This is a genomic window from Streptomyces sp. NPDC000880 (genome assembly GCF_053599675.1).
In genome coordinates, this window is the sequence record NZ_JBSFMS010000126.1 from 1 (window position 1) to 20,918 (window position 20,918).

At 69.0% G+C, this 20,918-nt stretch carries 18 protein-coding genes and 2 pseudogenes; 10 read left to right on the forward strand and 10 right to left on the reverse strand.

The features are described 5' to 3' along the window. Positions 1-264: 264 nt before the first annotated feature. On the reverse strand, positions 265-849 hold the full coding sequence (locus ACWDO5_RS29290) for a TMEM165/GDT1 family protein (protein WP_450533408.1): 585 nt from the start codon (positions 847-849) through the stop codon (positions 265-267). 250 nt (positions 850-1,099) lie between these two features. Beyond that, positions 1,100-1,840: an ABC transporter permease gene (locus ACWDO5_RS29295; RefSeq protein WP_450533409.1), complete on the reverse strand. Its 741-nt coding sequence runs from the start codon at positions 1,838-1,840 to the stop codon at positions 1,100-1,102. Between the two features lie 231 nt (positions 1,841-2,071). Here ACWDO5_RS29295 and ACWDO5_RS29300 point away from each other — a divergent pair, with 231 nt between their 5' ends. From ACWDO5_RS29300 to ACWDO5_RS29320, 5 genes are all read left to right on the forward strand, one after another. After that, entirely contained in the window at positions 2,072-2,725 is a 654-nt protein-coding gene (locus ACWDO5_RS29300) for an HNH endonuclease family protein (protein WP_450533410.1), read from the forward strand. Between the two features lie 92 nt (positions 2,726-2,817). Beyond that, positions 2,818-4,506, forward strand: a complete 1,689-nt coding sequence (locus ACWDO5_RS29305) for an alkaline phosphatase D family protein (protein ID WP_450533411.1) — start codon at positions 2,818-2,820, stop codon at positions 4,504-4,506. 162 nt (positions 4,507-4,668) lie between these two features. Further along, a complete protein-coding gene (locus tag ACWDO5_RS29310) occupies positions 4,669-6,891 on the forward strand; it encodes an FAD/NAD(P)-binding protein (RefSeq protein ID WP_450533426.1) in 2,223 nt (740 codons plus the stop codon). Between the two features lie 86 nt (positions 6,892-6,977). Continuing rightward, the gene (locus ACWDO5_RS29315) at positions 6,978-7,439 is read left to right on the forward strand and encodes a DoxX family protein (protein ID WP_450533427.1); all 462 of its coding nucleotides are present in this window, start codon (positions 6,978-6,980) and stop codon (positions 7,437-7,439) included. Between the two features lie 261 nt (positions 7,440-7,700). After that, complete coding sequence (locus tag ACWDO5_RS29320; protein WP_450533412.1) at positions 7,701-8,363, forward strand: DedA family protein; 663 nt, start codon at positions 7,701-7,703, stop codon at positions 8,361-8,363. Here ACWDO5_RS29320 and ACWDO5_RS29325 read toward each other — a convergent pair. Next, the gene (locus tag ACWDO5_RS29325; protein WP_450533413.1) at positions 8,317-8,592 is read right to left on the reverse strand and encodes a DUF2277 domain-containing protein; all 276 of its coding nucleotides are present in this window, start codon (positions 8,590-8,592) and stop codon (positions 8,317-8,319) included. The two genes, ACWDO5_RS29320 and ACWDO5_RS29325, sit on opposite strands and share 47 nt — an antisense overlap. A 175-nt stretch (positions 8,593-8,767) precedes the next feature. Then, entirely contained in the window at positions 8,768-9,955 is a 1,188-nt protein-coding gene (locus ACWDO5_RS29330) for a serine hydrolase domain-containing protein (RefSeq protein ID WP_450533414.1), read from the reverse strand. Between the two features lie 265 nt (positions 9,956-10,220). Here ACWDO5_RS29330 and ACWDO5_RS29335 point away from each other — a divergent pair, with 265 nt between their 5' ends. Continuing rightward, positions 10,221-10,697, forward strand: coding sequence for a hypothetical protein (locus ACWDO5_RS29335; protein ID WP_450533415.1), 477 nt, complete (start codon positions 10,221-10,223; stop codon positions 10,695-10,697). A gap of 126 nt (positions 10,698-10,823) precedes the next feature. Here the strand turns inward: ACWDO5_RS29335 and ACWDO5_RS29340 are convergent, their stop codons facing one another. Further along, positions 10,824-11,303, reverse strand: a complete 480-nt coding sequence (locus tag ACWDO5_RS29340; protein WP_450533416.1) for an SseB family protein — start codon at positions 11,301-11,303, stop codon at positions 10,824-10,826. 407 nt (positions 11,304-11,710) lie between these two features. Between ACWDO5_RS29340 and ACWDO5_RS29345 the strand changes: the two genes are divergently transcribed. Further along, positions 11,711-12,136 carry an OsmC family peroxiredoxin gene (locus ACWDO5_RS29345; protein WP_450533417.1) on the forward strand — a complete coding sequence of 142 codons (426 nt, stop codon included), beginning with the start codon at positions 11,711-11,713 and terminating at the stop codon, positions 12,134-12,136. Positions 12,137-12,297: 161 nt separating this feature from the next. On the opposite strand, the pseudogene ACWDO5_RS29350 reads toward ACWDO5_RS29345, so the two are convergent. Beyond that, positions 12,298-12,408, reverse strand: a pseudogene (locus ACWDO5_RS29350) (IS982 family transposase); the annotation flags it as partial. 141 nt (positions 12,409-12,549) lie between these two features. On the opposite strand from ACWDO5_RS29350, the gene ACWDO5_RS29355 reads away from it, so the two are divergent. Further along, a complete protein-coding gene (locus ACWDO5_RS29355) occupies positions 12,550-13,626 on the forward strand; it encodes a protein kinase family protein (protein WP_450533419.1) in 1,077 nt (358 codons plus the stop codon). A gap of 595 nt (positions 13,627-14,221) precedes the next feature. Here ACWDO5_RS29355 and ACWDO5_RS29360 read toward each other — a convergent pair. The 3 genes from ACWDO5_RS29360 to ACWDO5_RS29370 all read right to left on the reverse strand — a co-directional run bounded on the left by ACWDO5_RS29360 (position 14,222) and on the right by ACWDO5_RS29370 (position 16,442). Beyond that, positions 14,222-15,793 (reverse strand): alkaline phosphatase D family protein, encoded by a 1,572-nt coding sequence (locus ACWDO5_RS29360; RefSeq protein ID WP_450533420.1) that lies wholly within the window; start codon positions 15,791-15,793, stop codon positions 14,222-14,224. Between the two features lie 360 nt (positions 15,794-16,153). Further along, positions 16,154-16,267 (reverse strand): phosphodiester glycosidase family protein, encoded by a 114-nt coding sequence (locus ACWDO5_RS29365; protein WP_450533421.1) that lies wholly within the window; start codon positions 16,265-16,267, stop codon positions 16,154-16,156. Then, positions 16,236-16,442 carry a transposase gene (locus ACWDO5_RS29370; RefSeq protein ID WP_450533428.1) on the reverse strand — a complete coding sequence of 69 codons (207 nt, stop codon included), beginning with the start codon at positions 16,440-16,442 and terminating at the stop codon, positions 16,236-16,238. Before ACWDO5_RS29370 ends, ACWDO5_RS29365 begins: the two co-directional genes overlap by 32 nt. Between ACWDO5_RS29370 and ACWDO5_RS29375 the strand changes: the two are divergent. Beyond that, positions 16,377-16,726 (forward strand): annotated as a pseudogene (locus tag ACWDO5_RS29375) (site-specific integrase); the annotation flags it as partial. The gene ACWDO5_RS29370 and the pseudogene ACWDO5_RS29375 overlap by 66 nt on opposite strands. A 703-nt stretch (positions 16,727-17,429) precedes the next feature. On the opposite strand, the gene ACWDO5_RS29380 reads toward ACWDO5_RS29375, so the two are convergent. Then, on the reverse strand, positions 17,430-17,783 hold the full coding sequence (locus ACWDO5_RS29380) for a hypothetical protein (protein WP_450533423.1): 354 nt from the start codon (positions 17,781-17,783) through the stop codon (positions 17,430-17,432). A gap of 2,508 nt (positions 17,784-20,291) precedes the next feature. On the opposite strand from ACWDO5_RS29380, the gene ACWDO5_RS29385 reads away from it, so the two are divergent. Continuing rightward, positions 20,292-20,696, forward strand: a complete 405-nt coding sequence (locus ACWDO5_RS29385; RefSeq protein ID WP_450533424.1) for a hypothetical protein — start codon at positions 20,292-20,294, stop codon at positions 20,694-20,696. The last annotated feature ends 222 nt before the right edge of the window (positions 20,697-20,918 follow it).

Consider the following 20,918-nt stretch of genomic DNA (forward strand, 5'->3'; position numbering starts at 1 on the left):
GGCCGTCGCTCGGGTAGCAGCCGTCGGCGCCGGGCGTCTCGGTGGAGTACCGCTCACCGCCGAGGTCGGCGTTGCCGGCGCTGCGGGCTGCCGGCGATTGAGGAGGCAGGGCCTGAGTCCGGGCCAGGCCCGGCAAATCCAGCCCCGTGGGACCCCCGGACGAAGTCTGGGGGAGATTGAGGCGCGGGGCCGGGGCGGAGCCCCGGTTTCGGGAAGGGGCGGGGAGGGGAACAGCCCCGCCGCAGGCGCCCCGCACACCGCGGGCTACCCCGCCAGCGCCTCGAACAGGCTGAACCCCGCCAGCGCCAGCATCAACCCCGCCGCCACTCTCGTGATCAGCCGGAGCGGCACGTACTTCATCAGCGTCCGCCCGCCCAGGATCCCCATCCCCGCGACCGCCCACAGCGCCAGCACCGCGCCGGTCCCCACCGAGAGCGGGTTGTCGTAGCGGGCCGCGAGGTTCGCCGTCATGATCTGGGTCAGGTCGCCGAACTCCGCGACCAGGATCAGCATGAAGCCCGCCCCGGAGACCTTCCAGAAGGACTGGTCGGCCGGAGCCTTGACCTCCTCCTCGTCGCCGTCGTCCTTCTTCATCAGCAGCACCAGCGCGCCCGCGAGGAAGAGCAGGCCGACCACCGCCTGCACCAGCCGGTGCGGCAGCAGGGTCAGCACGCTGCCCGCCGCGACGGCGAGCGTGACATGGACGGCGAAGGCGGCGGCGACGCCCGCGAAGACGTACGAGGCGCGGTAACGGGTGCCGAGCATCAGACCGGCGAGAGCGGTCTTGTCGGGGAGTTCGGCGAGGAAGACGACGCCGAAGGTAACCGCCATGACGGTGAAGCTGATCACGGTTGGGATTCCTCAATCGGTCGGGCGCAGCCCTGCCGAGAGACCTGAGCGTTTCAGGGGTCGCTTCGGCACGGCAGCACCATGAATGCATACATGGACACTGCGGCCGAAGGTCTCGCTGGCAGACCTCACCGAAGTCTCGAAAGGTCCGCCTCCGGGCGCCGGCCGGGCACGAGGCCCAGCAGTATGTCGACGTTCCGGCGAAGAGCTACTCCCCTTCTGCTCCGTTCAGGGTACGCCATCTCGACCGTCAGTCCGGATCGCGGTAGAGCCGCCCCCGTGCCACCAGCTCCAGCACCAGCGACACCGCCACCGCCTGCACCGCCATCAGCGCGACCAGCACAAACAGCTGCACCGCGCCCGCCTGCAGCGGTGACGCCCCGCCGAGCAGCATGCCGACGAATGCCCCCGGGAGTGTGACCAGGCCCACGGTCCTGGTCTGATCGAGCCCCGGCAGCAGCGCGTCGGACGCGGCCCCGCGCGCGACCTCCATCCGGGCGTCCCGGTCGAGCAGCCCGAGCGCCATCCCCGCCTCCACCTCGCCGTGCCGCAGCCTCAGCTCGTCCAGGGCCCGCCGTCCGGCGAGCACGGTCGCGGTGAGCGCGCCGCCGATGAGGATGCCGGTCACCGGGATCAGCGCGATGCCCTTCACCGGGACCAGTCCCGTGAGCAGCAGGGCACAGACGACGGGCACCACGCCCGCGGCGATCGGCAGCCAGGCCCACCACCAGGTCTTGTTCGCGGTGATGCGCCGGCCGGCCGTGCGCAACGCGACCGCGTACATCAGCAGCAGAAACGCGAGCAGCAGCGGTACGGAGCGGACCACCCAGCCGATCACCAGGGAGACGGCCCCGAGTTGGACCGCGGCCCGCACTCCGGCCACGGCGATCTCGCGCGCCCGCCCCAGATGAGCGACGGCTACCACCGCCGCCGCGACGGCCAGCAACACGGCCAGCGCGACCCCGAACGTGACATTGACCGGCAGCAGCACCCGGCAACCCTACGCCGCCGCACGCCATGTGCCGAGGCGTCAGAACCCCTTATGTCCGGCGATTTCCATGGATGTCCAGGGCAGCCCCGGGAGTTCCGGAGGCGTCCGAACTCTTGATGTGACGTGCTCATGTCGCCACCCTGTTACCTGGCGCCCATCCCCAAGAAACCTGGCGCCGCCACCATGGCCACGCCCGAACGGCCAAGTTCCCCCCACATCAAAGGAGTTCGCATGTCTGGTGTCTACGCGCGTCGCTTCCGTCGTATAGCCGTACTCGCCGCAACCTCCGCCCTCGCCGCCACCGGTCTGCTCGCCACCGCCCCCGCCGCGCAGGCCTCCCCGCCCACCCCGATCAGCGCCGCCACCGCCCGTACCTACCTCGGCCAGCTGACGGTGAAGGCGGAAGGCTCCTCCACCGGCTACAGCCGCGACTTGTTCCCGCACTGGATCACCCAGTCGGGCGCGTGCAACACCCGTGAAGTCGTGCTCAAGCGCGACGGCCAGAACGTCCAGCAGGACTCCAGCTGTGCGGCGGTCAGCGGCACTTGGTACTCCGAGTACGACGGCGCCACGTGGTCCCTCGCCTCCGACGTGGACATCGATCACGTAGTGCCGCTCGCCGAAGCCTGGCGCTCCGGCGCGAGCAGCTGGACCACGGCCCAGCGGCAGTCCTTCGCCAACGACCTCACCCGCCCGCAGCTGATCGCCGTCACCGACAACGTCAACCAGGCCAAGAGCGACAAGGACCCGGCGGAGTGGCTGCCGCCGCGGACCGCCTACCGCTGCACGTACGCCCGGATGTGGGTGCACGTGAAGCACCAGTGGAGCCTGTCGGTGGACTCGGCCGAGAAGAGCGCGCTGCAGTCGGTGCTGAACGGCTGCTGACCAGCCGCTTACACTCCGGCCACGATCCGGCCGGAACCTGTTCGCCCCCCTCTGTCGTTCCGTACCGTACGGTGCGACAGAGGAGGGCAATCATGACCGGGCTGCGCCTGGGACCACTGCTGCGGTACGTCGACTGGAAATCCGGCGGGAGCGCGACCGTCTGGGTCGAGGCCGACCGGCCGTGTACGGCCGAGGTCCGGTGCGCGGACGGCGCAAAGGGGACTTCGCACACATTCCAGATCGAGGGCCACCACTACGCGCTGATCCCCGTCACCGGTCTGACGCCCGGCACGGCGACGGAGTACGAGGTGCTGCTCGACGATCACCGGGTCTGGCCGCTGGAAGACTCCCCCTTCCCGGCCAGCACGATCCGTACGCCCGACGTCCCGTCCTCCGGCGTCACGGTGTCCTTCGGCTCGTGCCGCTGGTCGTCCGCGCCCGCCGACGAGCACGACCCGATCGGCCCGGACGCGCTCGACACCCTCGCCTCGAAGCTCGCAGCCGAGCCCGATGCCGTACGGCCCGATGTGCTGCTCCTGCTGGGCGACCAGGTGTACGCGGACGCGACGTCCAAGGCGACCCAGGCATGGCTCGCCACTCGCCGGGATCTGAGCGAGCCTCCCGGCACTCAGGTCGCGGACTACGAGGAGTACACCCGTCTCTACGACGAGTCCTGGCTGGACCCCGAGGTGCGCTGGCTGCTCTCCACCGTCCCCAGCTGCATGATCTTCGACGACCATGACGTGATCGACGACTGGAACACCAGCGCGTCCTGGCTGGCGGAGTTGCGGGCTACCCCGTGGTGGCAGAAGCGGCTGATCAGCGCCCTGATGTCGTACTGGGTCTACCAGCACCTGGGCAATCTCTCCCCGGCGGCGCTGGAGTCGGACGAGCTGTACGCGGCTGTACGGGCGTCTGACGACGGGACCGACCGGCTCAGGCGCTTCGCCGAGGAGGCGGACGCCGACCCGGCCTGTGTGCGCTGGAGTTACCGCCGCGACTTCGGCCGGACCCGGCTGCTGATGGTGGACACGCGCGCGGGCCGCGTCCTGGACGAGCAGCGGCGGACGATGCTGGATGCGGACGAGGCCCACTGGCTGCGCGAACAGGCGCTGGCCGAGCGGGGGTCGTACGACCACCTGCTCATCGGCGCCTCGCTGCCATGGCTGCTGCCGCCGCTGATCCACGACGCGGAGAGCTGGAACGCCGCGCTGTGCCGCGGTGAGCGGGGCGCGAGATGGGCGCGGATCGGCGAGGACCTGCGTAGACGGGCCGACTTGGAGCACTGGGCGGCCTTCCCCGACTCCTTCGAGAAGCTGACGGCCCTGATCGCGGAGGTCGGCAGCGGGGAGGACGCGCCTGCAACGGTATGTGTGCTGTCGGGCGATGTGCACCATGCGTACGTCGCCGAGCCCGAGTGGCCGGACGGCGCGCAGCCCGACTCCCGGGTGCTGCAGCTGACCTGCTCGCCCGTGCACAATTCCATCCCCCGCTTGATACAGCTCGGCTTCACCTTCGGCTGGAGCCGGGTGGGCCGGCGGCTCGGCCATGCGCTGGCCCGCCATGGCCGCGTGCGCAGGTCGGCGGTGAACTGGGGACGGACGGGCGGTCCGTGGTTCGGCAATCAGCTGATGACGCTGATGCTGCGGGGCCCTTCGGCGACCCTGCGGCTGGAGCAGGCGCGGGTGGTGGGGGCGGGCTCCGACGCTCGCGCGCGGCTGGTGACGGCGGATGAGCGGGAGTTGACTGCGAGCCGTGATCCTTCCCACAGCGGAGGGTGATCCTCGGCCCCAGGGGTTCGACTCCCGGCGCACCCCCGGCATGATGAGCCGGACGTTCAGCTTCCCTGCAGCCCACATGCCCCGGGAGTCACCGCTTTGTCCGACGTACGAGACGCATGGTCCGCAGTTCCGCACCCCGGTGCCCCTGCCCGTGCCCGCGCCATCGCGGTCGTCGGCGCGGGCCCGCGCGGCACGTCCGTGCTCGAACGACTCTGCGCGTCGGCCCCCGAACTGACCCCGGACACGCCGCTGACGATCCACCTCGTCGACCCGGCACCCCCGGGCCCGGGCCGCGTCTGGCGCACGGACCAGCCCGCGGAGCTGCTGATGAACACGGTGGCGTCGCAGGTCACGCTGTTCACGGACGACAGCGTTGCCTGCGAGGGGCCGATCCGCCCGGGCCCAAGCCTGTACGAGTGGGCGACGGAGATCGCCGGGGAGAAGCTCGGCCCGGACGACTATCCGACGCGGGCGTGCTACGGGCGCTACCTGGAATGGGCATTCGGCCTGTCGGTGGCGTCGGCCCCGGAGTCGGTGACGGTGGAAGTACACCCGGCACGGGCGGTACGGCTCGAGGACGACCGGGAGGGGACCGCGGGAGGCGGGGCGCAGGCGGCCACCACGCGTCCGCGACCGGAAGCGCACGCCACGGCATCCGCGGCGCAGGCGGGCGCGCGCGCCACGGTGCCCCGTCCCCGCGCGGCGGGCGACGCAACCGCACCCGCGGCGACCGGACCAGACGCACCCAAAGCCACCGGACCCGAGGCGCCCGCAGCCGAAGCCCCCGGACCGGACGCGCCCGGACCCGCAGCCCCCGGACCGGACGCGCCCGCGGCCACCGCCCCCGACGCGCCCGCGGCCACCGCCCCCGACGCGCCCGCGGCCACCTCCCCGCTCCAGACCCTCACCCTCGATGACGGCACCACCATCACCGGGCTCTCCGCCGTGATCCTCGCGCAGGGTCATCTGCCCGTCGTCTCCCGGCAGACCCAGGCGCACCTCTCCGAGTACGCCGCCCGCCACCCCCGCCTGCGCTACTTCGGGCCCGCCAACCCCGCGGACCTCGACCTCTCCCCCATCGCCCCCGGAGAATCGGTCCTGCTGCGCGGCCTCGGCCTCAACTTCTTCGACCACATGGCGCTGTTGACAACCGGCCGTGGCGGCGCGTTCGTACGCGGTGACGACGGCGCGCTCACCTACACCCCCTCCGGCCGCGAACCGCGGCTCTATGCGGGATCCCGGCGCGGCGTCCCGTACCAGGCGCGCGGCGACAACGCGAAGGGCACGTCCGGGCGGCACGAGCCGCTGGTGCTCACACCCGACGTGATCGCCGTCTTCCGCAAACGCGCGGACGAGGGCGACCCGCCCGACTTCCTCACCGAGATATGGCCGCTCGTGGCCAAGGAAGTGGAGACGGTCCACTACGAGGCGCTCCTCATGGCACGCGAACCCGCCCCGGACGGCCTCGCCCTCCGCGACTTCCGGGCCCGCTACCTCGACGCCCCCCACGACAGCCCCCAAGAAGCCGCCGTACTGGGCGAGTTCTGCATCGCGCACCCGGACCGCTGGTCCTGGGACCGGATTTCGCGCCCGTACGCCGACGAGCGCTTCGCCTCCCCCGCCGAGCACCGCGCCTGGCTCCTCGCCCATCTGCGCGAGGACGCCGCCGCGGCCGCGCTCGGCAATGTCGCGGGCCCGCTGAAGGCCGCCCTCGATGTACTGCGCGATCTCCGCAACGAGCTGCGCCTGATCGTGGACCACGCCGGCCTCTCCGGCAGCTCCCGCCGCGACCACCTGGACCGCTGGTACACCCCGCTGAACGCGTTTCTCTCCATCGGCCCGCCGCGCCGCCGCATCGAGGAGATGACGGCCCTCATCGAGGCGGGCGTACTCGATGTGATCGGCCCGCGCACCGCCATGGGGATGTCGGACGAGGTCCTGGACGGAGCCTTTACCGCCGAGTCGCCGGATGTGCCCGGATCCTTCGTCACGGCGACGACGCTGATCGAGGCGCGGCTGCCGGAACCGGACCTCAGGCGGACCTGCGACGAGCTGCTCGGGCGACTGCTGAAGACGGGCCAGTGCCGGCCGCACACGATCGACGGTTACGAAACCGGAGGGCTGGACGTAACACAGCGCCCGTACCGTCTGATCAACCGTCAGGGTCGCCCGCACTCACGGCGCTTCGCGATCGGAGTGCCCACCGAAGGCGTGCACTGGGTGACCGCGGCCGGGGCCAGGCCGGGCGTGGACTCGGTGACGCTCTCGGACGCGGACGCCGTGGCGCGCGCCGCCCTGCGCACGCTCGAAACGTCACGCAGGGACACGGAAGCACTGGCGAAAATTGGCCGGCGACCAACTGTTGAACTTGCAAGCATTGATTAGGTCTGCCTAACGTAGGGCCTCCCTCGTCGGTTCATGTCCCCAGACCGAAGGAGCCCCCCATGCCCAACTCCTCCTCCACCCCCTCGCTGTCCGGCCGCCTGAACAAGGCCCAGCCCTACACCCTCGGCCTGTTCCGCGTCGTCATCGGCCTGCTCTTCGCCTGCCACGGCGCCGCCTCACTGTTCGGCGTGCCCGGCGGCACGGGGGGCGGCGGCATCATCCCGGCCGGCACCTGGCCCGGCTGGTACGCCGCGGTGATCGAGCTGGGCGGCGGCACCCTGGTGCTGCTCGGCCTGGGCACCCGCACCTCCGCGTTCATCGCGTCGGGCTCGATGGCGTACGCGTACTTCACGGTCCACCAGCCCAAGGCACTCTTCCCCCTGCAGAACAGCGGCGAGGGCGCCGCGGTCTTCTGCTGGGCCTTCCTGCTGCTGGTCTTCACGGGCCCGGGCGCACTCGCGCTGGAGCGGGTGTTCACCCCGCGCGGCGAGAGCCCGCCGGCGGACGACGAGGAGCGCAATGAGCAGGCCACGGCGGTCGCGGCCTGACAGCCCCGACCTGCAACCTTGACCTGGCAACCCTGGCCTGACGGTCCATCAGCGCGTAGCACGTAGAGCGCCCGGCTCCGTACGACGAGGGACCGGGCGCTTCGTGCATCCCGCGGCCGCCGGATCGAAGTGAGGCTTACAACATCCGCGGCCCCCTGGCGATCTCGAGATGAACCCCAGGCGTACGCTGTACAGCTGTACAGCCGCCCCTGCCGCTCCCCTGCGACGTCGCGGCGTATTTCACGAATCCGGGGAGTTCGGGTGCTCGAGAGTGTGGGGTCGCTGACCGGCAGCCCATGGATCTACGCGGTGGTGGCCCTTTCCGTACTTCTCGACGTCTTCCTGCCCGTGCTGCCCAGCGGAGTCCTGGTGATCACGGCGGCGACCGCGGCCGCGGCGGGCTCGACCACCGCCACGGCCACCGCGTCCGTCGAGGCCGCGGCCGGCCGGGTCCCGCAAGAAGTGCCCTCGCTCCTCGTCCTGATCCTGTGCGCGGCCACCGCGTCCGTGCTCGGCGACCTCGTCGCGTACCGGCTGGCCTGGCGCGGCGGTGACCGCCTGGACCGGGCGATCGCCCGCTCGCGCAAGCTGACCAGCGCGCAGCAACGTCTTGGCACGGCCCTCAGCCGCGGCGGTGGCGCGCTTGTCGTGATCGCACGCTTCGCCCCGGCCGGCCGCTCGGTCGTCTCCCTGGGCGCGGGCGCGGCACACCGCAGGGTGAAGGAGTTCCTGCCCTGGTCGGCCCTGGCGGGCGTGGCCTGGGCGGGTTACAGCGTGGGCCTCGGCTACTTCGGCGGCGCATGGCTGGGCGCGAGCTGGATCGGCGCGGCGGTCTCGGTCCTCGCGCTGTTCGCCGCGGGCGCGCTGGCGGCCTATGTCATGCGGCGCCCGACACAGACGCCGACGCCCGAACCGGCCTCTTAGCGGCCTCGCCGGACCCACGGGACCCGCGCACTTCGAGCCCGTCGAGCAGCTTGCGGGTCGCCTCGGCCATCTCGTCGACGGCCTGGTCGAAGACCTCGCGATTGTGCGCGGCGGGGGCGCGGAAGCCGGACACCTTGCGTACGTACTGCAGGGCGGCGGCGTGGATGTCGTCCTCGGTGGCCTCTTCGGGGAGGACGGGCGGGCGGAGAGTCTTAATGCTGCGGCACATGTATTCAGTGTGCCTCGCGGGTCTGACAATGCCGCAGGAAACGGGCGGGACCGCAGCCTGACCTGCGGAGACAGGCGGGACCGCCCTCTGACATGCGGCAGCGGGCGGGGCCGCACCCTGACCTGCGGGTGCGGCCCCGAACCACGCCTATCGCCTACCGCCTGCCGGCTACCGCCTACACTCCCGCCGCAGCCCGCACGACCGCCGCCGCCAGCCGCTCGCTCTCCGGGGCTGCGCCGCCCGGGAAAGCGAACCGGCGCCGGACGTAGCCGTACGCGACCCCACTGCCCGGATCGGCGAAGCCCTGGGCCCCCGCTGCGCCACTGTGGCCGAACGCGTCCGTGCCGAGGAAGGGGTACCGCATCCCCAACGCCTGGAAGCCGAGGCCGAAGTGGCCCACCTCACCCGAGACCATATCGACGCCCGCCGTGGTCAGCCGGGCGAACTCCGCGATCGTCTCCGGCCTGAGCAGCGGCGCCCGGCCGTCGACCTCGCTGATCGCCGCCGCGTACATCGCCGCCACCCCGCGCGCGTTCGCGACGCCGGCGGCCGATGCCTGGCCAAGCGCCCGCACGGCACGTGTGTTGATGAAGTCCAACAGGTCCGTGGGCGGCTCGGCGTGAGTGTTGAAGGCGATCGCAGCAAGGCTCTTCGGGTCCGGCGCGTTGGCGTCCAGTTCGGCGCGCTGCTCCGGGGTGGGCTGCATCGGCAGCACGTCCAGGTATCGCGATTCGAGCGCCTCGGGCAGACCGAGGTGGAAGTCCAGCCCGTACGGAGCCCTGATCCGCTCTTCGAAGAGCTCCTGGATCGACCGCCCGGTGACCCGGCGCGCTACCTCGCCGGTGAGGGCAGCGATCACAAGGCCGTGGTAGCCGTACGCCGTGCCCGGCTCCCAGAACGGACGCTGCCCCGCGAGCCGTTCGGCAAGCACCCGGTCGTCGGCCAGCTCCGCCGTGCTGAACCCGCCCTCGACGCCGATCACCCCGGCCCTGTGCCCGAGGAGCTGCCGCAGAGTGAGTCGTCCCTTCCCTTCGGCCGCGAACTCCGGCCAGTAGTGGGCGACTTCGCGATCGAGGTCGAGCACACCGTCCTGGACGAGCAGCGCGACAACAAGGTGGGCCGCGCCCTTGCTGACGGAGTAGACGCCGGTGAGCGAATCGCCCGCCGTCCCTTCCCCGGCCCACAGATCGACGACCTGCCGCCCGTTCAGATACGCCACGAGCTGTGCGCCGGAAGTGGTGATCCCTTCGGCGAGTACGGCGGCGAACTCCTCCCGTACGCCGTCGAAACCGTCCGCGACAGCCCCCCGCACTCCGACCTCAGACACCTCGGACACCTCAGGCATCTCGGATACCTCGGACATTAACCCTCCCCAAGCGATCACCAACACTCATCGGACGCCAACCCGCGAGGAGCCCGCGAAAATTCCCCCCAACCCCTCTACGGCTGCGGGACGGCGCCAACACAAGGGGCATCCAGGCGCGTTAATCCACTAATGCTACCTATAGCACCTTCTGGACATACCAAGAGGAAGCGGGTTGCCCAATTCTCCCGCCGGCCTGACAACTCGCTGGCATGCACGCCGCACGAGCACGGGCATCAGCTCGAGAATCCGCTGGGGGACCCACATGGCATTACGCAAGCTGACCGCTTCGGTGTCCACGGTCTGGGCGAAGGCGACGGCGATGGTGGTGGCCGTGAACAACCGCACCGGTGAGCTGGACACCAACTTCAACGGCACCGGCGAGCTGATCAACAGCGATTACGGCGTGGCGTTGACGGGCCGCATCGCAGCAGTGGCGGCACCGCGGACGATCTGTCCGTCGTGTACGGAACGGCCGGCACCTACGCCTCCGCCTTCGTCGACTACCCCCATCACCGGGTCGGCTCCCGACATCCCCCACCCCAGGACGAGCCAGACCGGCACCTTCAGCGTCCCCAGCGATTTCGCCTCCGCTCAGGGATACACCATCAACTGCAGCGGGCAGCTCCTGATCAGCGGCAACACCAGTTCCAAACGAGGAGATGCTGACCACGATCGGCGGCTCCGGCGCACTCGGCTACGAGTTCTCGCGGCGCACGTCATGACCCGACGGAAGCGCTGACTGGTCTGTCCTCGGGGGTCGTCCGCGCGGCGGCTGCCGAGGACAGTCTGCCGTCCACGGCCAGTGCCGGCCGGGCCGGAGCCACCGGCTGACGAGCGGACGGGGGCGGGTCGTACAGGTCGGGGTCTAGCCCGGCTCTTCGGTGCCACCTCCCTCCGCACCAGCCTGGTCCGACCGGCCTGCCTGGCCGTTGCTCCGGCTGAAGCCGGGCAGCGCCCGCACCAGGTCGGGGGGAAGGGCGAGGCCCTCTTCAGTGGACGGGTTGACAGCCAGCCACAGGTCGTCCGCCGGCCAGTTCGCGGCCAGCTCGACGACGGGGATGCGGAGCGCGGTGGCGGGGTCTCCCCCGGCCGCCACGAGCGCGTCCTCGGTGGTGAAGACGGGGATGTATCGATTGCCGTCCTGTTCGATCACCGGCAGGGCTATAGCGCCCTCGGGACGCTCCTCCTCGCCCTCGGCCGGCGGTGCCTGCGGCAGCAGGGCCACGCTGTTCGCGAGATCGATCAGGGCGGCCTGGGTTTCCGCCGCCTCCGCTGCGGACTGGGTTTCCTCTTTGGAAGGCGCCTCGGTCGGGGGCCCGTGTTCGTCGGGAGTCGAGGTGCTCATGGCTTGTCCTCTCGTCGGCGTTGCTCACCGGCCACCCGCTCGACACGGGTGAGCACGGGTTGCCGCAGTCGCCGCCGGATGCCGCCCAGCGGCACGGGGCCGGGGCAAGCGTGGCAATACATCAAGGCTATGCCGCCTGACGTTCTGTGCAACGTTCTCGATCAGGGAATCGGTGGTGATCGCGGCCGATCGTCCGTCCCGGGACAACCGCTTTACCGCTGTTGCTCACCCCCGGACGGCAGCCCTGTGGGCTGGTTTGCCGGCGAAGGGATCGACCTGGCCCGGCGACGCCTCTCGCGGACACACGGACCGGCGAGTCCGTGCGGTACGGCGCGTCGCAAGCCCGGGCCGGCCGTCGTAGGGCGGACGATCAGGGAGACGTCATCCGTACACAGGAGGGATTCATCGTGGCCACCACGCGCACCGCTCACACCGAGTGGGAAGGCGAACTTCTCAAGGGCTTCGGGGAGGTCACGCTCGATTCTTCGGGAGTCGGCCACTTCCCCGTGACCTGGGCTTCTCGCGCCGAGGAGCCGCACGGGAAGACCAGCCCCGAAGAGCTGATCGCCGCCGCCCACTCCAGCTGCTTCTCAATGGCTCTGGCGAACACTCTCACCAAGGCCGGAACTCCACCGACGCTGCTCACGACGAAAGCCGCGGTCACCTTCCAGCCGGGCACCGGCATCACCGGAATCCACCTCACGGTGGTGGGCCAGGTGCCGGATGTCGACGAGGCCGCCTTCAAGGCGGCGGCCGAGGACGCGAAGGTCAATTGCCCGGTGAGCCAGGCCCTCACGGGCACGACGATCATGCTCACCTCCGCCCTGTCCTGATACCGCGAACACGACGCCACCCCCCTCTCCGCTTCGGCATGAGGGGGCATTCGTATACCCGGGGTCACTTCAGTCCATCGAGAGCGTCCACACCGCCGTGATTCCCCGTGGTTCCCCGCTCGTCTCCGACTGAGCGGGCACGAGCGGGCATGTGGACTGGCTAGCTCGAAGTCGCTGAGCAGAGGTGGTCTGCCAAGGCATCGCGTTCCCCCGATCCCGTCGTCGATCTTCACGTAAAGTGCGGTCAAGAGGGTGTTCAGGTCTGTCATCACACGGATCCTGGACGCCCTCTGCCCGCTCCGGAGGGCAAACCGCAGAGCCACGTGTCGAGCGTGATCGCGCCCGGCGGGAGTGCGTAGCCATTGCCGGATCAAGGTCGGTGCCCAGGTGGAGGCAGAGTGAAGTGCCCTGACATGTCGCACCGTGCGCGTCTCAGCGCCCATAGCGCCGTCTCCACATCCCTGGCCTTGTGCAGTGATCGCGCCCTGCGCGAGCTCGTGGACACGGCCGTGCCGATCGGATCCGGCATCGGCGGGAAGTCGGCCCTGATGGAGGTCGCCGGAACCCCGGTCTTCGTGAAGCGGGTGCCCCTCACCGACTTGGAGAGGCAACCTGAGCACGTCCGGTCCACGGCGAATCTGTTCGAGCTGCCCGTCTTCTGCCAGTACGGCATCGGCACCATCGGCGGGCCGGGCTTCGGGGCCTGGAGAGAGCTCGCCGTGCACACCATGACGACGAACTGGGTGCTCGCGGGGGAATACGAGGGCTTCCCCCTGATGTACCACTGGAGGGTGCTGCCGGACTCGACGCCCCTGCCCGAGGAACTGACCGACGTCGAACGGGCTGTTGCCTACTGGGGCGGCGGATCGCAGGTGCGCCGCCGGATCGAGGCTCTCCAGCAGTCCTCGGCGAGCGTCGCGCTGTTCCTGGAGTACATCCCGCAGAACCTGCACCAGTGGCTGGGCATTCAGGTCGAAGCAGGCGACAAGGCGGCCGACCGAGCCTGCGCCATGGTGGAGAAGAACCTGGAAGCTGGAACCTCGTTCATGAACGCCCGGGGGCTCCTGCACTTCGACGCGCACTTCGAGAACATCCTTACCGACGGCCGGCGCCTCTACTTTGCGGACTACGGCCTCGCAATCTCCTCCCGGTTCGAGCTGTCGCAGGACGAGGCCGACTTCTTCGACCGGCATCAGAGCTACGACCGCTGTTACACCGCGACGTATCTGGTGAACTGGCTGGTCACCGCTCTGTACGGGTACCAGAGGGAGGACCGGGACGGCCGCTACGCGCTGGTGCGCGCCTACGCAGAGGGCAAGCGCCCCACAGGCATCCCAGAGGAGGCCGCGGCGATCCTCGCCCGACACGCGCCGCTCGCCGCAGTGATGTCGGACTTCAATCGCAAGCTCCAGCTCCAGAGCAGGGAGACCCCGTACCCGCTGGAGGAGATCCGCCGGATCGCCCGCATGTACAGCTCGTCCATCGGCTGACGGACCACTGGGGCCATCACTCGAACTGGATCAGCTGCCGTACATCAGCCTCCAGCAGCCCCCGAGGGCACGACGATGACCCGACCATGCGCACCCGGCACCAAACCTGCTCAGTAGCCCGGACAACGGAACTACTCGTCTAGGGATGCGTCGCCGGGGCGTCTCTCAAAGCCTCCGCGATCTTCCCCAGAATCTCGACCGACACAAGCCCCAGGTACACGTACGCCTTTCCCGACCGCGTCACTACCGGCCGGGCGTGGCGGTACTGGCGTTCCGGCGCGCCGGTGGTGGGCGACCTCCCCGCCTGCGTCCGCCGACGACCGGCGGCCGACGCGACGTCAACTCCTTGCCATCGGTGGTGGGCTCGGCGCGGGTGCGGTCGTGGCCTTGGTGGTCGTGCGCAGGCGTGGCGCCGTGGCCTAAGAAGCCGTTGTCCTACCGAACATGATCGCTGCGTAGCCTGCCTCGACCGACGCGACGGCGGGCGCCCCGTCGACCCATGCGCGGTCGACGGGGCGCTGGAAGGGGTGCGACTGAGTCTCGGACGTGTGACGTCCGTCAGGTCAGCCTTCCTCAGAGGCTGACTTGGGCAGTCTTACACGGCAGGCAGGGGCTCGCCGGTGAGCTGGATGCCGGGCCGGCCGTTCTCGACGGTGAATGTCGCCGCAGTGGCGACCGTGGCGTCCTGGCTCCGGACCGTGGAGACGGTGCGCAGCGAGGCGTTGAGACGGTCACGGGTCAGATGGCACAGGACGTAGCCGCGCCGGTTGTCGATGTACTTCCAGTGCGGGCTGTCCGCCATGATCGGGTCGTAGGTGCGGTGGAAGGCGGCGGGGTCGCCGTTGCTGCCGGAAGTGATCGAGGTGCCGGTGATCTCTGCCGCGACGACCGGCGACGCGGGGTCGTCGAAGTCGGGCTTGAGGTCGCAGACCCAGGTGGCGTGACGGTCACCGGTCAGCACCACCGGATTGGAGGTGCGGCCGGCGCCGAAGAACTCCAGCAGGCGGCGGCGCTGGGCTCGGTAGCCGTCCCAGTTGTCGAAGTCGTAGGTCTGGGCGGAGCCGGCGGTGCGGTCGTTCTGGGCCCACATGACCTGGTTGGCCAGCAGGTTCCAGCGGGTGTCGGAGCCCTCCAGGCCACGCAGCAGCCAGCGCTCCTGCTCGTCACCCGTCATGGTGCGCGACGGGTCCTCGGCCTGGGCGAGCGTGGTGATCTGGTCACTGCGGTACTGGCGGGTGTCCAGGACGTGGAAGGTCGCCAGCGTGCCGTAGCGAAGACGGCGGTAGACCTGCATGTCAATGCTCTGCGGCTTGGCGGAGAGACGCAGCGGCATGTGCTCGTAGTACGCCTGGAGGGCAGCCTCGCGGCGGGCGAGGAAGGCCTCGCGGGTCTGGGTGGCGGGGTCCTGCGGAATTTCGTCGGCCCAGTTGTTGTCGATCTCGTGGTCGTCCAGGGTGACGATCCACGGAGCGTGCGCGTGAGCGGCCTGGAGGTCGGCGTCTGAATGGTACTGGGCGTAGCGGTTGCGGTACTGCTCCAGGCTGTAGGGCTCGTCGCTGCCCTCGTGCATGCGAAGGGTGGTGCTGCTGGGCATCGACTCGTAGATGTAGTCGCCGAGGAACGCGACGAACGCTATGTCCTCTTGGGCCGCGTGTCTCCACGCGGTGTAGTAGCCGTCCTGCCAGTTCTGGCAGGAGGCGAAGAGGAAGTTGAGCTGGCCAGGGTCGCTGCCGTACGCCGGGGCGGTACGGGTGCGGCCGGCTGGGGAGAGCTCCTTGCCGGCGCGGAAGCGGTACCAGTACTCGCGGTCGGCCTCCAGGCCCTGTACCTCGACGTGGACACTGTGGCCGGACTCGGGCCGTGCGATGGCGGTGCCGGCCGCGCGGATGCGGGTGAAGCGCGGGTTGTCGGAGACCTGCCAGGAGACGGGTACCAGGCGTGCGGGCATGCCGCCGCCGTTGAGCGGGTCCGGGGCGAGACGGGTCCACAGCACTACGCCGTCGGGCAGCGGGTCGCCGGACGCGACACCGAGGGTGAACAAACCGTCGGGAAGTCGGTCGGCGTTGCCGGTGAGGGCCTCGGCGGAGGCGCTGGTGGCGCCGAGAAGGACGGGCGCGGCTGCGACGGCGAGGGAGGAGCCCAGGATGGTACGGCGGGACAGGGGCATACGTGTTCCTTCTGCGAATGGGCCGCGCATTCGTTACGGCCATGCAGCAAGGACCCTCGGAGCCACGAGTGACGTGGCCGTGCCCGCATAGGACCGGACAGGAAAAGAGACGGCAAAATAATCGTCAGCTTGGAGTAATCCAGGCACATTTCGCTCGGGGACGAACCGTCGTGGGCACATGGGATCCGCGGCGTGTCTCATGGCCGGGAAGAAGGTAACGGCGCCGGGGGGCCCGGTCGGTCGTATCGGAGAAGTGCTGGACAGGACTGGCCCGGGCCAAGAGGCCCGGGCCAGTCATCGCGGTGGTGACAGCATCAGTTCTTGCTGTCGTGGTAAGGGGTGTTCACGAAGACAAGGGCGTCACCGACGGCCGTTCGGCCGGTTGACCAGTGCGCCCTCGACCGACATGGCGGTGGAGCCGCCACGGTCGAGGTTGACCGCGTCATGCATGCCCAGCGCTCTGATCGGCGCCATCGTCCCGCCACTTGGCGAAGTAGTAGTACACCGCGCTGCGGGGCGTCAGACCGTGCGGCAGGAAGTCCCACTGACAGCCCGTCCGGCCCTGGTACAGGATCGCGTTGACTACATCGCCGCCGAACTCGACCCATTCCTCGCCGCCCGAGGCATCAACCTGCTGCGGCCCTCCTATCGCAACCGCGGCACCCCGCGACAGAAGAATCCCTGCTCAAGACGCAGGCCGGACTCGGGGACGTGTACTTTCACGATCTCCGGCACAGGGCAACACGCTCGCTGCGACCGGCGGCGCGACAACGCGTGAGCTTATGCAGCGCATGGGGGCACTCATCGGTGCGGGCCGCGCTGATCTATCAGCACCTGGTCAACGGGCGGGACCATGCGATCGCCGCTGACGTCGCCGAGCAGATCAAGAAGGTCAGGCCGTCCATGCCTGCCGAGGTGGCATCTGGCACGTAACTGGCACGACACCTCGTCCCGCCCGCATCGCGGAGGAACGAAGAAGGCTCAGGCCTCCGGTTCACTACCGGTGACCTGGGCCTTTGCCGTGCTTCCTGCTGGTGGGCGCGGACGGTTTCGAACCGCCGGCATCGGCTTTGTAAGTTCGACCGGACAGCGGTCATACCTGCTCACACCATGGGCATTGACGTTGCTGATGGCCACTCAGTATTGCTGCTGTGCACCGCCGTTGATGTCAGCTGTAAATGTCACGCCGCTGCCCCTCGAAGCGAACTACCGGCGCGACCGGCCGCTCGACGCTCTCACGCGTTCACGCGTTCACGCGTTCACGCATGCTCTGAGCCGTGGCCACGGCCGGACTGACCACCCCGGCCACCAGGACCAGCGCGCCAAGGGCGCTGCCGTCCATCGTCGTTGATGTCGATGGATGTCAGCGCCCTTCTGACCCGTAGCTCCTCTTCGTGACCACCTTGGCCGCTCCCAGCGGGGAGCCTCGACGTCTACTCGGCCCGTCCGCTCGGGCGCGTCTGCCCACGGGATGATCCCGTCGCCAGGTCACCATCCTGGCCAGGTCGCACTGGAGCAAGGCCACGGCGACCTCGCAACGGGTCCGCAGAGGCGGACAACCGGAACACGGCGGAGACACCTGCCCGCGTTCCGGTTGCTCCTCCGTCCGCACCGACCTGGATCGGTCGGAGCAGGGTCAGCCGTTCTTGACCTTGGCGCAGATGGCGTAGACGGTCAGGTCGACCTCGGTGGTGTCAAGCGCGGCACCCACCCAACCGCTACCGTCCGCAGCGGGGTAACTGCTCCGGACAACGACGGAATCGAGGCTGTTCACCCGGACGCCACCACCGAGGACCTTCAATCCGGACGGGCACAGGACCGTCTGCTCTTCACCGCTGGGCGAGTCCGGGAAGTCCTCCTGGACGATCTCGTACTTCAAGTCGCCGCCCCGATCGTCATCCCCGCCCGACTGCGCGTGGGCCGTGAGGCTCGTGCCCATCAGGGCCGCCGCCGTCAGTGCACAGACGCCGAATATGCGCGCGATACGCATGGATTCCTCCACTAGTCGCTGATGATCCGATTTGGATCATTTGTCACCCTAGCTGCGTGTGCACGTACCTGCTGAGTCGTCGTAGTACGAACGGAGCAACCCCCGCAGGAACGGGCAACCGAGGAACCGCTCACGCAGTCCCCGCACACGGCTGACCCACTCGCGGGAAACCGAGCCGGCGCACCCGCGCGGTCAACACCAGCAGCTTCGACGACTACGGCATGCCCGAAGGCGTCAACTACGGAGGGGACACCTCCAAGAGCGGCGACGAGATCTGTACTCGCCCTGAGCACACGCCTCGTGAGGCGGCGGAGCGGCTTGGCGGGTGTCCTGTCCGGTTGGCGATCGAGCATGATCAGGGGACCGTACGCCTGCGGCTACTCGGGGAGGCTCGCAGGTTCCTGCAGTGAGATCACCGTCGAGCACCAGCTACAGCGAATCAACCGCAAGTTGGTCGATGACCAGACCAACTTCGTGTTCACCACCCGGTTCCGGACGCCGATCGAACCGCGGAACGTCAACCGGGCTTTTGCGGCCGGCCGACGGCGGCCGACGTCCGCAAGATCCGCCTGCACGACACCCGGCACACCTTCGAGCCACTGCCGGCAGCCCTCGATGTGCACCCGCGCATCGCGATGCAGATTCTCCGCATAGCCGGATCGCCGAGATGGAGGTGTACACCCACATCCCCTTCGAGGCCACGCGGAAGGCGCTGCGAAGGAAGGTGGGCAAGCACCTGGGCGGCACAGATCAGATGTGGTTGCTGTACTTAACTGCCGTACGACGCCGAGGAGTCCCTACCGGACTTCTCCGACAGGAACTCTCAGCTGCGGTGGCATGGCAGTAGGCAGTGGACCTGTGGGGATTTGAACCCCAGACCCCCTCGATGCGAACCACCGGCGGGCCGGTCACTGAGGTCTGCTCGGCTGGTCAGCCGTCGTCCTGGGGCCGAGACCGGTCGGCTGCGATCGCGGTGGTTTGCTGTACTTCGCTGCTGTACCCCGGCTTACGTGTGATCCCTACGCGTCCGCAGCTGTCGGTATATGTCGAGGCACGCGATCAACATCAGGACCCCGGCGCCAAGAGCCCACAGCACGGAGCTTCCCGAGCGGTACAGCCGCAGACCCTGGACCAGAAGATAAAACGTGGTGATCAAACCTACGTAGGGCATTGCCCTGTCCAGCAAGCCGCCGTCTATAAACGGATTCTTCATGATCCCCCCTCCAGGGACCGGCACTGTACCGCGCGGGCGGTGTGGAGAGGCTTTGGGCGGGAGCTGCCATGGGGCCCGAGTGATCTTGGGGCCCTACGCTAGCCGCGAATCGGGCTGGCTCCCAGCCTGCCCGCACTAGCCCGATCGGCTCCAAGATCTTAGGGGCTCGCCCCATGGTGGCTGCTTAAAGCTCGGAGCATCGACCGCCCCAGCCCCGTGCCGGGCGTTTTCACCTCGGCCAAGACGGCTCGCTCTAGTCGCGCGACCGGCGGAGCCGGGGCCCGGAGCGGGGCGGAAACAGGAGCGTCGGTCCCCGGCGGTGAGCCGGGGAGCGCGCGGCGAGCGGAGCGAGCCGCCTTGAACCCGTAGATCGTCCAGGACACGCAGCGCGAGGCTGTCAGCCACATGGACCGGCCACTCAAGAGGCGGCCCGGCCGTGAGTGACCGTGCCCGTTGATGTCAGATGTGGATGTCAAAGGCCCCCAGCCATGATCGGCTGGGGGCCTTTGTGCTGGTGGGCGCGGAGGGCGACGCCGAAGGGCCACAAACCTTCATCATCTGCACAGCACCGCATCAAGTGGGTCTACCTACATCAACCTCACTCTCTGCGCTCGTGGCGCACTTAAAGAACAAGCTAAGTGGGTGTCTTTGAACCTCCTGTAAGGAGCCAGGGCCGATTGCGCGTTCGGCAGGGGCTGGTTCCTGATCAGACGCGGTCGGTGATAGCGCTGCATACGCCGAAGGGTTGGTATTCGGGTCGAGGCTGGATGTGTTGTCGCTTCGGTGAAACGGGGTCACTGCAAGCTGCCTTGGATCACCACCTGATTCTGTTCTGCAGGGAGGACTACATGGATCGCCACCACAGGAGAAAAGGGGTCTTCGGCCCGCTGCCGAGGAGAGCGAGCGTGGTGGGCGGTGTTATGGCCTCGCTCGCCCTCGTGCTCGCAGCCATCGCATCCCCCGGAGTGGCAGCAGTACAGACTCTCGACGCAGCGGACGCGGTGGTGTCGACGTCTGCGGGCGACGGCGACTGCAAGCCACATCCAGCGGCCAGCCGAAGTTCCTCGACAAGTGGGCTGCATGGCGGCGACGAGGACAACTACGACAAGTGCAAGGGACTGCCCGGACCGCCCGGACCATCAGGACCGCCCGGAGAGCCCGGACCATCAGGACCGCCCGGAGAGTCCGGACAGCCCGGAGAGCCAGGACCGCCCGGACCTCCCGGACCGCCCGGACCCACGGTCAATATCGGCGCGAGCATCTTCGCCACAGAGGACCAGACCATCCCCGACCAAATGCAGACTCGGATCACTTTCACCAACGCCGACTACCAAACGGGCATGGTGTTCGATCCGGTGAACTCGGCCCTGGTTGTCCAGACTCCCGGTCGCTATCTCCTCAAGGGAAGGCTTCTCTGGCGCTACACCGAGTCTGAAACAGGGAGTCGCCTACTGACCATCAGAGTCAATGGGGGTGGCTTCGCCCAGGACCGGCAGGACACCGCGGACATCCCAGGGGCGGCCCCGGCGCTAATTTCGCAGGAAGTGTCCACGATTGTTGAGCTGCAGGCCGGTGCTGTGATCGACCTCGTTGCACTTCAGGACACCCTGAACCCGGCCACCTCGGTCGTCGAGAGCGGCGTGAAATTCTTCTCTCCCCAGCTCCAGGCGGAGTGGCTCGCGCCGCTGTCGTCGCCGTAGTGAACCGCTCCGGGATCGGTGGAGGCTCTATGCGTTGGCTCCAGTCGCCGGTTGGGGCTGACTGATGGAATTGCTCCGGGAGTCCGGCTTCGAGCCGCACCTGGTGCTGCAGTGCCAGGCCATAACCTCGGCCCGGCTGTAGCCAGAGAGTTGTCGCTCGTGTCATCCCTCACCGACGTAGTGCCTCTTCTTCGAGGTGCCCTGACTGTCGTGATCATCCCC